The organism is Microbacterium sp. P2_F9 (genome assembly GCF_056403635.1).
Map to the genome: position 1 here is coordinate 1 of NZ_JBFUFC010000109.1, position 12,449 is coordinate 12,449.

Here is a 12,449-nt window from a genome sequence, read left to right on the forward strand (position 1 = left end):
CCTCAGCGCGACGAGAGACTGGGCTGGACCGGCGACATCGCCGTGTTTGCGCCGACGGCCGCGTTCCTCTATGACGTGAAGGGCTTCCTGACCAGTTGGCTGCGTGATGTCGCCCTCGAGCAGGAGCACCAGGGCGGCGTCGTACCGTTTGTCGTCCCAGACATTCTCAAGTACATGGGAGTTCCTGAGGAGTTCAAACCCGTAAACTCCACCGCGGTGTGGAGCGATGCAGCTGCGTGGGTGCCATGGGCGCTCTGGCGGGCCTACGGAGATGAGGGCATCCTCCGCGACGCGTTCCCTTCGATGGCATCGCACGCCCGCCGGGTGCGTTCATTGCTGTCACCGATCGGACTGTGGGATCAGGGGTTCCAGTTCGGTGACTGGCTCGACCCGGACGCGCCGCCGGACCACGCCGACGCGGCAAAAGCTGACAAGGGCGTTGTCGCGACGGCATCCGCTTACCGAACTGCCATCATCGTCTCGGAATCTGCTGCCATCCTTGGCAGGCCCGAGGAAGCGGCCGAGTTCGCCGAGTTGGCAGCTGGGCTGAGGTCGTCTTTCCACGATGCTTACGTGCACGAGGAGCGCATCCTCAGCGACTGCGCGACGGTGTACTCGCTGGCGATCGTCTTTGGGCTATTGGACGAAGCGCAGCGAGAATGGGCGGGCAGGCGGTTGGCGGAGCTCGTCCTCGAGAGTGGTTCGCGCATCTCCACAGGCTTCGCCGGCACGCCGTTCATCACGGATGCGCTGAGCTCCACCGGGCATGTCGACGTCGCTTACTCGCTGCTGCTTCAGCGTGAGTGTCCGTCATGGCTGTACCCAGTCACGATGGGCGCCACCACCATCTGGGAACGCTGGGATTCGATGCTGCCGGACGGCACCATCAACCCGGGCGAAATGACGAGCTTCAACCACTATGCGCTCGGCGCCGTTGCAGATTGGATGCACCGGGTCCTTGGTGGCTTGTCAGCGTTGGAGCCTGGATACCGTCGCATTCTCATCGCACCGCTACCGGGCGGTGGGCTCACCTGGGCAGAGACCAGCCTCGATACACCTCACGGCCGGGCAGCCGTTCGCTGGGACCTCGAAGACGCGGAAATTCGAATCATGGCGAGTATCCCTGAAGGGACGACTGCCTTGGTCCGCGTGGCGGGCTCGCCGGATATCGAATTGACGGCGGGCGACCACGCGMTCACGCTGCCGGCGTCATGACTCGCGGGTGGGTGGCGCAGTTAGCCACCCACCCGCCACCACACTTGCCTGTAGGACTGCTAGAACCCTCATTCACCGGCGTCGCGGTCGCGCAGGTCACGATCAAATTGCGAGCTGGTTCCGTCGCAGTTCTGCTTGTTCGGAGTGGTCCGCGCGCGAGTTCGAGCCCGCACGGCAAGGCCCGGCCACACGCGAATTGGACTCTCATGTCCTAGACCGCAATCCCTTGACATCGATGCACGACTCTGAGAATGTAGAGCAATCTACAAAACGTAGAGCGTTCTACACAGCCCTTCAGAGAAGATGGACAAACAATGAGGTTGAACAGATTTGCGTCGGTCGGCGATCGCAATCGAGTGCGTCGCCGCTCGACCGCGTTGCTGCTCAGCGCGGCGCTGGTGGTCACGGGAGGCGTCCTCGCCACAGCCGTGCCGGCCGCCGCGGTTGACTGCTCGACTGTGCCATGGATGGACACGGCGAAGACGAGCGGAGAGCGTACTCAAGCCCTGATGGACGCGAGCACCCCGCACCAGAAGTACCGCTGGATGAATGTCGCGGCCACCGAGCGTGTCACACAGACAGTTTTCGGCACAGTGACATACCCGGAGCAGGTTCCCTGCACACCGAAGATCTTCTACTCCAACGGCCCGCAGGGCGTGGCGATGACGGACGGAGTCACTTCCTTCCCCGTGCCGCTTGCTGTGGCAGCGACGTGGAATCTCGACCTCGGGTACGACAAAGGAGCAGCGCAGGCGGCCGAAGCCTTCGACCGCGGCAGCAACGTCATCCTCGGCCCCGGTGTCTCGAGCCAGCGCACCCCTCTCACCGGTCGCTCAACCGAGTACTTCGGCGAAGATTCCTTGCTCAGCGGCCTGATGGCTGGGGCCAACAGTCGCGGGATCGAGGAAGGCAATCCCACGAAGCCTGTCATCTCGAACCTCAAGCACTACGTGGGGAACGAGCAGGAGTTGGATCGCCAGACAAGTTCGTCGAACGTGGATGAGCGAACCCTGCACCAGGTCTACACGTTGCCCTTCGACATCGCGGTCGAGAGCGGCGCCCCCGATAGCGCGATGTGCTCCTACAACCAGATCAACGGGGTGTTCGCGTGCGAAAACTCCCTGATGAACACGCAGCTGCGCGGTGAAGCATCCTTCGACGGGTTCGTCATGTCCGACTTCGGATCAGTCCACTCGGTTGCACAATCGGTGAAGGCCGGACTTGATCAGGAGTTGAACGATCCGACCTTCTTCACTCCCGCCAACTTCGACGCCGCAATCGCAGCGGGCGAGCTCACTGCCGCAGACATCGATGCTGCAGTCTTCCGCGTGATCAACTCATACATCCGCGCGGGACTGTTCGACAATCCACTGCCCACGACGCCCATCTCGATCGTGACCAACGACCAGCACAAGGCAATCTCGCGGCAGGTTGCCGAGCAGAGCACCGTCTTGTTGCAGAACGAGGGTGGGACTCTCCCGATTGCAGCCGAAGCAGGCAAGACGATCGCCATCATTGGTCAGATCGCGTCAACGACCCCCACGGCTGGCGTAAGCGCCAAGACAGTGTGCTCGTCCTTCTTCCGATTCCGCAACGGCCCGATTATGAACTGCGATGGCCTCATCGACCCATTGACCGCGATCACCCAGCGTGCCGAAGCCAATGGCCAGACGGTGGTTTACAGCAACGGGGCCGACCCGGCGCAGGCGGCATCGATCGCAGCCTCAGCCGATGTGGCTGTCGTCCTCGGCTACTACACCAGCGGCGAGTTCTCCGACATCCCGGATCTGCGACTCGACAACAATGGTGATGCTCTGATCAGCGCGGTGGCTGCGGCCAACGACTCTACCGTCGTGATCCTTGAGACAGGTTCAGCGGTGGAGATGCCGTGGATCGACTCGGTGGACTCAGTCCTGGAGGCGTGGTACCCGGGCGATCAGCAAGGTCCTGCATTCGCGTCGCTGCTCTTTGGCGACGTGAACCCGTCGGGCAAGCTGCCGCTGACGTTCCCGAAGTCACTCGCTGACAACCCCACCGCAAAGTCCATTCAGCAGTATCCCGGGGTCTTCTCGGACGGTTCGACCACGCGCCCCGCGGGCACAAACGAGATCCGTCAGGTGAACTACACCGAGGGCCTGCAGGTCGGATACAAGTGGTACGACGAGCAGAACATCGACCCGCTGTTCGAGTTCGGCTATGGCTTGTCGTACACCGAGTTCGAGTACTCCAACCTGAAGGTCAAGACCAAGGCGAAGAACGGCGAAGCCGTCTCGACGATCTCCTTCACGGTCGAGAACGCTGGAGACCGCAACGGGGCAGAAATCCCGCAGGTGTACCTGACGCTCCCCGACGCCGCGAACGAGCCGGGCAAGCGTCTGGTCGGCTTCGACCGCATCGAGCTCGCCGCGGGGGAGAGGACGACCGTCGAGATTGTCGTCGACTCGAACGCGAGCAACCAGCCGTTCGGAGTCTGGGACGTTGACGCGGACGCCTGGAAGATCGTGGACGGCACGTACACGATCTCAGTCGGCGCGTCTTCGCGTGACCTTCCCCTCGAGCAGGACTTCAAGGTCAAGGCCAAGTAAGGCTGCTGGTCCCAATCGGACGGCACTGCGTTCCCGCGCGAATGCGAGGGAACGCAGTGCCGTCCGTCTCACGACTTTCGCGCACCCGCCGGGCCGCGATCATCGAGAGCCTCGCCCCGTCGCGGGCGAACGGCGCAGACGCAGCGAGCTGTGGCTCTACCCCGTCACGATGGGCAGGCTTCTCCTGGCCCACTTCGGCAAGGGGCCTCTCCGTGAGGCTCTCGTCTTTGAGAGTCGGCAGCTGAGGCATCTGGCGGCGACGCCGTGAGATCACCTTCGCCGCGCGATGAGTCCGGTCTCGTAGCCCAGATCACCAGTCGGGCTCTGTCGTAGGCGTCCAGCTTGAATGCGATGAGCGGCGGGACAATGAGCGTCAAGAGGGGGCTCGCGGGAAGCGAGCTGCGGACGCCTGTGCGGTGGATTATCGGTGATGGAGGGCGAGATGGCGAACTACTCCCGCTGGGAAGACTTGAAGCGGCGGCGCCCTGCGATCAGCGACGAGCGCCGCGGCGAGGTCGAGCAGGACCTCGCGCTCGGTCAGCTGGACTACGACCTTCGCACTGCTGCTGGGCTGAGCCAGCGCGAGCTTGCCGCGCGGATGAAGACCACCCAGTCCGTGATCTCCCGCCTCGAAGAAGGTGGCGGTGCGAAGAACGGGATCGATGGCATCTACCGTGCGTCCGGCATGAGGCCGCGGCAGCCGCTGAACGCGACACGCTGAGATCGTGGCCATGCCTGCTGACGGCGACGATGGCCGGCGCACGGAGAGTGGACGCGGCTCACTGCGATCCGCTGGAGCTCGTCGGCCGTCACGACTCGCTGATGCGGCGGAGCATGGCGGCGAACGCGCGGACTTCAGTTTCCGGCTGGGCCAGAAGGATGTCGCGGAGGCGGTCGTGCTGCTGGGCTCGTACTTCTCTCACGCGTTCGATCGCGATAGGTGCTGCCGAGAGCACCCGTGCGCGGCCATCGTTGGCGTCGGCGCGGCTGACGACCAGGCCCGCGTCTTCGAGGATGCGGATCTGACGGCTGATCACGCTCTTGTCGGTCGCGAGCACTTCGGCCAGCACATACGGGTTCGCTTCGCCGAGCCGCACGAGAGTGCCGAGGATCTTGCAGCCGACCGGCTGAAGACCGGGATGGATGCCGGCTGCCGCGTCCTTCCACATCGACCGGACCAGGCCGACGACGATTCCGAGGTGTTCTTCGACCTCGTCGATCGTCCGGTTGAGGTCGCTCGTGGGCTTCATCGCGCGCGCGAATCGGGTGCCGTGCAGGTCATGAAAGTTCTTTCGTCGTGTTGACCGCGGGCAACCGCGGGCGGCTAGATCAAGCCAGATCGGGCGGGGGCATTGAGCACCGCGTCCGGGTGCGTGACGGGAGCGGACAGCATTCCTGCGGATGCGTCGATGAGGAAGTACCCGACGCTGATCCAGTCGGCGGAGACCTCGCCTCTGTTCATCCGCTCCTCGTACTCGCCGCAGACGCCGAGGACGAGGTGTCCGATGATGCTCGAGCGTCCGCGCAGCACCGCGTCGGAGACTCCCTCGACGTGGGTCTTCAGCAGTGCGAAATCGAGGCTGCCGTCGGTCTCCACGAGCGACTCTTCGAGCACCGCCACTGCTGACGGCACGGAACGCACCTGGGCGAGGAACCGGGCACGCCAGCTCGGACGCGGGAGCGAGTCAAGGTGCTCGAACTGCGGAAGCAGTCGGGCGCGGACGATGTCGTAGACGGTCGGTTCGTCATCCAGTTCTGCGATGAGCTCTCTGCCCCGGTCGCCGATGCCGTCGATGTATCGCGTGATCAACGCGCGGATGAGGTCGTCGCGGGTGCCGAAGTGATATCCGATGGCGGAGTGGTTCGCGGAGCCGGCGTGCTCGGCGATGCGGCGGTTCGAGACGGCGTCGATGCCGTGCACGGCGAACAGTTCCTCCGCGGCATCCAGCAGCGCCTCGCGAGCCCGATCGCTGTGCTGGCCCATCGTGCGCTCTCCTGTCGCATGTTGCGGATTTGCTGAGACTTCAGCCTATGGATTTGCAGTTTACGCCATGTGACTTAGATTGGGGATATTCCACGATCAATGGCGATCCCGTTTCCACCGTGTCAGGAGAATGATCGTGACCACCCCACACACCGTTTCCCGTAGGGAGGCCCGCGAAAACGTCGAGGGGGACCCGTTGGTCCCCGAAGCCGACGCCCCTCTCAGCGAGGCGGAAGCTGCCGCGAAAGCCGCGAAGCGTGCCAAGGCCGAGTCGATCGGCCGTTATGTGGCGATGTTCCTGATGCCTTTGATCATGGTGGGCATGATGATCACCGGCTACCTGGGCACGATGCATTCGCCGACGGCGCACGACATGCCGATCGCGATCGCGGGTTCGAGCGTCTCGGACGTTCGCGGCTTCGAGCTCGCTCTCACGGACAGCGATCCGGATGCCGTCGACGCAGAGGTCGTCGATGACGCCAAGGCGGCGCGGGACATGGTGATCAACCGGGAAGCCGTCGCGGCTGTCGTGATCGACGGCGACACCGCCACGCTCTACACGGCGACCGCGGCCGGTGCCACGCAGGTGTCGAAGGTGACCAGCCTGATCGCTCCGGTCGTCCTCGAAGAAGGCTTGACGGTGGTGTCCGAGGACCTCGTGCCGCTCCCGTCCAACGACGGGTCGGGGCTCGGTGCGATGTTCCTCGCCACGGCGCTGGTGATGGCCGGGTACCTGCCGTTCAGCGTGCTGCGCTCGAACTCGCCCGAGCTGCTGAAGTTCCGCCGGATCGTCCCGCTGCTCGCCGGGTGGGCGGCGCTGATCGCCGGCATCGTCTGGGCCGTCACCGGCCCGATCCTCGGGGTCGTCACCAGCGAGCACTACCTGGCGGTGGTCGGCATAGCCTGGCTGGGCGTCTTCGCGATCGCCTCGATGCAGCTGTTCATCACCCGCCTGTTCGGGTCGATGGGGGTGATCATCGGACTGGGCCTGCTGATGGTGCTCGGCATGCCCTCGTCGAACATGGCGATGTCCGTGTACACGGCGCCGCCGTTCTACCGCGTCCTGCACGAGATCCTGCCGATGGCTGCGATCGGCGAGTCGATGCGCTCCGTGCTGTACTTCGGCGGCATCGGCGTCACCGGGCACCTGCTGGTGCTCGCGATCGGCGCGGTGGTGGGCCTGCTCGCGACTGCCGGGTTCGACGCGATCCAGCGCCGCCGGCACCCGGAGGGTGTCGTCCTCGACGTGAACATCCCGTCCCTGCACGGCGGGCCCCGGCAGAAGACCAAGTTCTGGCGGTACGCGTCGCTGCTGTTCTTCCCGCTCGCGATGGTCACGATGATGCTCACGACGATGCTCGGTGCGATGCACCAGCCGACCCCCCGCGACATGCCCGTCGCGGTGGTCGGGGCGACCGTCGAACAGGCCGAGCAGACCATCGCCGGCCTCGAGCAGAACATGGACGGGATCTTCGAGTTCACAGCGCTCGACTCCGCCGATGACGCCCGGGCCCTCGTCGAGGACCGCGACATCATCGCCGCCGTCGTGCTGCCGTCGCAGACCAGCCCCGAGTTCACCCTGGTCGCGAACCAGGCGGGCAGCCCCAGCGCCTACCAGGTCGTCAACCGTGTGTTCAGCCAGGTCGCCCAGGCGCAGCAGCTGCCGATGGAGGTCGACGACGTCGCACCGCTTCCCGACAGCGACAGCAATGGCGTGGCGACGATGTACATCGCGATGGGCTGGGTGCTGGCCGGATTCATGGTCATCATCGTCAGCGCGAACGCGGCGCCCTCCAGCCGCCCCAAGCGCAAGATCCTGCCCCTCCTGGCCGTGTACGCCCCGTTCATGTCCGCCGTGGTGTGGACGATCGCGGGCCCCATCACAGGATCGATCCACGGTCACTTCCTGCCCCTCTGGGGTGCCGGGGCGATTGCGATCTTCTGCGTGGCGATGTTCGCCATGGTCCTCGACCGGCTGTTCGGGATGCTCGCCGTGATCCCCGCCGTCGGCGTGCTGATGTTCCTCGGCACGCCCTCCTCCGACGGCTCGCTCTCGGTCTACATGGTGCCGGAGTTCTTCCGCACCCTGCACGACTACCTGCCCATGCCGGCAGCCGTCGAAACCGTCCGGTCGATCCTCTACTTCAACGGGGATGTCGCGATCCAGCACCTCCAAGTGCTCGGGATCTGGGGACTCGTGTCCCTCGCCCTGGTGTTCGTCATCGACTCGCTGAAAACCGTCCGCACCGAACACGACTTCGGCGACCTCGCGAAGCCTCTCACCCCGGCCCCGACGGGTCCGACCGGCGCAGCATCCGAGGACGAAGGGGACGCACCGGACTACGAGCTGTGGGAAGCCGACCTCGCAACCACAACCTCCGCTGAGGACGAGGATGGCGAGTCCCGCACCGAACGCGAACTCGAGCCGGCAGGGGCGTAGGGTCCGACGCGGCTCATGAGAACAGGGCATCGCCCCGCTGCAGAGCGGGGCGATGCCCTGTTCGGCTCAATGGGGGACGTGCGGGATCGGCTGCGGGGTGGATTACCCGTGATGGAGGACAAGATGGCCACTACTCACGCTGGGAAGACGTGAAGCAGCGTCGCCCTGCGATCAGCGACGAGCGCCGCGGCGAGGTCGAGCAGGACCTTGCACTCGGCCAGCTGGTCTACGACCTTCGCACCGCTGCCGGGCTGAGCCAGCGCGAGCTCGCCGCGCGGATGAAGACCACCCAGTCGGTGATCTCCCGCCTCGAAGAAGGCGGCGGCGCGAAGAACCGGATCGACACCCTCGCCCGGCTCGCCACCGCACTCGGCCGACACCTCGTCCTGTCGTTCCCGGAAGAGCCTTMCGTGCGGACCGCGGACTCCGTCCAGGTCGCCTGACCAGCCCACGTCATCACGCGCGGAGGCGATCCTCCGTGCGTAAGAATCGCGTAAACCTGAGCACCCGCGAACGCCTCTGAACCTGCAACAACACCGCCGCGAACCCAGCCATATCAACCGAAGTGCCACTGAACGCCCCCGAGCCTCCACGTAGAGGCGGGGTTCAAATCCCTCCGTCTCCGCATAAAACCCCTGGTTAACAGGGGTTTTCTTGTTGCCACGGCGGGCTGATTCAACGTGCCGCGTTGGCAAAAGTGACCCCCGGGTGACCCCCACGGAGTCACTCGGGGGTCACTTGAGGGGTAGCGGCACCGCTCGCTCGCGCACACACCAGTGCGTGCGGGGGCAGAATTCCGGGGAAGTCGGCCGGCTCAAGCGCTTGAGGTGCACCACCCCGCACAGGTGGCGACCTATCGCCGGGTCGATCCTCGGCATGCTACTGCAGGGGACTCGTTCGTCGACTCGCTCTAGTCCGTCTCAGGAACGTCATCCGGTCGCCGCCTGCAAACAGGCGTGAATGCTTCGCGAACTACCCGAGTGCCTTCGGTCCCAGCATCCGGGCGATCGTCTGGCGGATGTCGGGAACTGCGTCGACGAGGCGCTCCAAAGGGCATCGGAAGGTGACGGCGCTGACGCTGATCGCGCCAGAAGGTGTTGCGGAGCCGTCGAGGTGGATCGGGATCGCGACACAGTTGACGCCGATCTCGTTCTCCTGGTCGTGGATACCGAAGCCGCGCCGCCGAGTCTCCGCGAGCTCTTCGAGAAGCGCCTCCGCGGTGACCAGGGTGTTCGGCGCTTCCGGTCGAGAGGGAACTCGCCGAACCAGTCGGTCACCTGGGCGAGGTCGTGGAGCTGACTGCTCAGGAGCGTCTTTCCGACACCGGTCCGGTATGCCGGGTTTCGGCCGCCGACGCCAACGAACACCACCGCGAGTGGATTGCCCACCGCAGGTCGGGATCAAGCCGCCAACATCGACTCGGCAACTACCACGCAGCCGTCGACGCATGACTCAACTGGCGAGCAGCTTGATCCTGACGGCGGCAACGTCCTCGTCTCCGAGAATTGTCAGCCTCTCGTCCCCATTAAGGATGCGGCCGTCGACCCAGGTGCCGTCTTGCAACCGCAGCTCCCTAACGCTGTCGATCTCGACGGTTGATCCCGCTCGTGTGAAATCGATCATCGCCTGCTGACCGATTGCGATGTACTCGAGCGGTCCGGTCGCGAAAATGATTCCAAACGGGCGTACGTCTGCCGGGGAAGGGCCATGCAAGTCTGTCAACGTCTCGCTCGGGCGGGGGGCGGGCTCGGGCAGTCGGACACCTACGTCGAGCAGCATCTGCGCGAGCAGCTTCGGGGCGCTCCTGACGACGACGGTCGTGGAACCGAGCTCGGCTGTAACGGATTCGGTGTGTTCGTCGAGCGCAAATCCCGCGATGTGGTTGTCCCGTTGCGCGTCGATGATCTGCGGGGCAAACGCGATGAGCTTCCTGAATGCCTCGGTCACTTGGCTGCCCTCGCGGATATCGTCGAAACCGAAGACGTGGTAGCCAATGGCGTTGAACCCCCCGACCGCGCGGAATGCGTCGCCCGTCAAGATACGCGCCTCGGGGACGAACAGGGGGCTCGTCGCGGCTGAGTACTCGCGCATGACAGGCTCGCTGTCCGAGACGTAGATGTCGGGGGAAATGAAGTCGAGCGATGGAGCCGCCGCCCGCCACACGCCACTCATTCGCGCAGTCGGACCCCCGCTCGGATATTGACCGGGCGCGTCCTGACCGGGCTGCGGGCCTAGCCAGGCGTTCGCGTAGGCCGGCAGGGCAAGGATCGCCTTTCCCTTCGAGGCCAAAGCGCCCAGATAGCTGCCGAAACCCCAAGCCATGAACACCTCATCGGCGACTGGGTTGCTGTCACCGAAGCGGTCCTGCCAGGACCAATCAGCGGGCGCGGACTCAGCGAACAGTGCGACGATGTCTTCACGAAAGTCCCCGGGATTGTTCTCGACAGCCTGGATCAGCTGCGAGGGGATTGGCGACATCCACGACGACATGGCGGCTGCCGAGTGATCGCGGCTCGCTCCTAGGAGACCAACTTCGTTCTCCACCTGCATGAGTATCACCGTGTGCTCCGCGTCCACCCGGGCGATGTGCGCCAGCAGCGCCGCATACGCCGCCTCGTCCGCATCTCTCAGGGCGATGGAGAACACCGACAACGTGGGTCGCGGCATCGACCCCTCGTACGTGAGTGGCGCAGGCAGTGGCGCCGGTCCCCGGTCCGCTCGCTCAAAACGCCTCGAATCCGCCCGAACCCACGTCGGGGCATAGGTCGAGGAGGCGTTCTTGAACGCCCCGAACCAAATCAGAACCAGACGCACACCCGCCGAGCGCGCGCCCGCCAGCAACTCGTCCACCACCGCAAAATCGAACGCACCTTCGGTCGGCTCTACCTGATCCCACCCCACCGAAGCGACGATCGAATTGACCCCGGACTCTCGTATCCGTGACCAGATCGGCGCCATATAGAAGCCGTCGGAGGAACTGGAATTGTGTAGCTCACCACCCAGACAGAGAAAGGGTGACCCGTCGACGATCAGTCGCGTATGTGCGCCCGTCCGCTCCAATCGAGGCAGTTTCGACATCGATGCTCCTTTGGTCAGGTTTTGGTCAAGCCGACACGTGAGTAGGCCGTGTGCCTATTCGTCGACCACGCCGGGATTGTCGGAGCCGACGTAGCGGAAGCCGGCAAGCGATGCGACGCCTCGGATAGCTGAGATTCCGAATAGTCTTCCCGTCATTCCGCCGGCCACCTCGGTTGACACATATCGGCCGTCCGTGCGGCCGGTTTCCACGAAATCGTCGTTCTCGATGTACCCGGCGACGAGCACGTCGGGGCCTCGCGTCGTGTCAAACTCGTCGCCGGTAAGCGGGAGCGCCCTGATTTCAAGCTGAGGAAGTGTGGAGAATTTCCGCACGTCGAACACGATTCGGTTGCCACCGATGACGAGAACAGTAGTGAGCTGGTCACCATCGAGCTCCAACCGCAGTTGGTGCTTTCGGTCTATGCGAATGGAGAACGCTGCTGATCGGGTCGTCGTAAGGACCACACGAGCGGATGCGTAGAGCCGGTCCTGACGTCGGCCGATGAACGTTTCGATGTCATCGCGGGTCGCGGAAAGGTCCCAACCATTCTCCATGATTGTGACGACAGAGCCGGGGAAAGTCTCGTCGCCGATCCAAGTTGGGGGGAGCGGCTCGCCGAGGGTGAGCGACTCCCGGCTGACGCTCTCGGGGGGTTCGATCGGTCGGCCGACGACCGGCCAGCCCTCGATCCATTCGATCTCCGATGCAAACGACTCGCGACCCAGGACATGCCACTCAGGGCTGCTGCCGCGGGGCCGAACGGCGAGGTACACGATCGCCCATTCGTCGGTCCCGAGCTGGACGATGTCGGAATGACCGGTGCTCTGCACCGGGGATGCCTGGCCCCGTCTGGTGAGAATAGGGTTCGCCGGATTCCCCTCGAACGGTCCAGTTGGAGCGCTCCCTCGAGCGATGGTGACCGCGTGGCCGCGCTCGGTTCCGCCTTCAGCGATGAGCAGATACCAGTACTCGCCGCGCTTGAAGATGTGGGGACCCTCGGGAAACTTGCCGCCGCTGCCGGACCAGAGGCTTCGAGGTTCGGTGAGGACTTGTCCGGTGCGGGCATCAATCTCGACCTGTTGAATCCCGTGTCGCGATGCGTAGCTCACGTAGCACTTGCCGTCGTCGCCCCAGGCGATGTCGGGG

The 12,449-nt window shown here is 64.6% G+C and carries 10 protein-coding genes; 5 read left to right on the plus strand and 5 right to left on the minus strand.

All coding sequences use genetic code 11. From position 1 onward, the window contains the following. The 3 genes from AC1DVT_RS12305 to AC1DVT_RS12315 form a co-directional block, all read left to right on the plus strand. Positions 1-1,215, plus strand: a 1,215-nt coding sequence (locus AC1DVT_RS12305; RefSeq protein WP_477389262.1) for an alpha-L-rhamnosidase-related protein, incomplete at its 5' end; no start/stop codon positions are given. A gap of 509 nt (positions 1,216-1,724) precedes the next feature. Then, entirely contained in the window at positions 1,725-3,800 is a 2,076-nt protein-coding gene (locus AC1DVT_RS12310; RefSeq protein WP_457101226.1) for a beta-glucosidase family protein, read from the plus strand. 442 nt (positions 3,801-4,242) lie between these two features. Then, the gene (locus AC1DVT_RS12315) at positions 4,243-4,521 is read left to right on the plus strand and encodes a helix-turn-helix domain-containing protein (RefSeq protein WP_457101225.1); all 279 of its coding nucleotides are present in this window, start codon (positions 4,243-4,245) and stop codon (positions 4,519-4,521) included. Positions 4,522-4,609: 88 nt separating this feature from the next. Here AC1DVT_RS12315 and AC1DVT_RS12320 read toward each other — a convergent pair whose 3' ends face one another. Continuing rightward, entirely contained in the window at positions 4,610-5,050 is a 441-nt protein-coding gene (locus AC1DVT_RS12320) for a MarR family winged helix-turn-helix transcriptional regulator (RefSeq protein ID WP_457101224.1), read from the minus strand. 74 nt (positions 5,051-5,124) lie between these two features. After that, on the minus strand, positions 5,125-5,784 hold the full coding sequence (locus AC1DVT_RS12325) for a TetR/AcrR family transcriptional regulator (protein ID WP_457101223.1): 660 nt from the start codon (positions 5,782-5,784) through the stop codon (positions 5,125-5,127). A gap of 130 nt (positions 5,785-5,914) precedes the next feature. On the opposite strand from AC1DVT_RS12325, the gene AC1DVT_RS12330 reads away from it, so the two are divergent. Both AC1DVT_RS12330 and AC1DVT_RS12335 read left to right on the plus strand, forming a co-directional pair. Then, complete coding sequence (locus AC1DVT_RS12330; protein ID WP_477389265.1) at positions 5,915-8,224, plus strand: ABC transporter permease; 2,310 nt, start codon at positions 5,915-5,917, stop codon at positions 8,222-8,224. A gap of 149 nt (positions 8,225-8,373) precedes the next feature. Next, entirely contained in the window at positions 8,374-8,667 is a 294-nt protein-coding gene (locus AC1DVT_RS12335; protein WP_477389267.1) for a helix-turn-helix domain-containing protein, read from the plus strand. A 529-nt stretch (positions 8,668-9,196) separates the two neighbouring features. Here the strand turns inward: AC1DVT_RS12335 and AC1DVT_RS12340 are convergent. The 3 genes from AC1DVT_RS12340 to AC1DVT_RS12350 form a co-directional block, all read right to left on the minus strand. Further along, positions 9,197-9,673, minus strand: coding sequence for an IclR family transcriptional regulator domain-containing protein (locus tag AC1DVT_RS12340; RefSeq protein ID WP_477389269.1), 477 nt, complete (start codon positions 9,671-9,673; stop codon positions 9,197-9,199). 3 nt (positions 9,674-9,676) lie between these two features. Then, positions 9,677-11,302 carry a DUF5597 domain-containing protein gene (locus tag AC1DVT_RS12345; protein WP_477389271.1) on the minus strand — a complete coding sequence of 542 codons (1,626 nt, stop codon included), beginning with the start codon at positions 11,300-11,302 and terminating at the stop codon, positions 9,677-9,679. Positions 11,303-11,356: 54 nt separating this feature from the next. Continuing rightward, positions 11,357-12,449: family 43 glycosylhydrolase (locus tag AC1DVT_RS12350; RefSeq protein ID WP_477389273.1), on the minus strand; the 1,093-nt coding region annotated here is incomplete at its 5' end.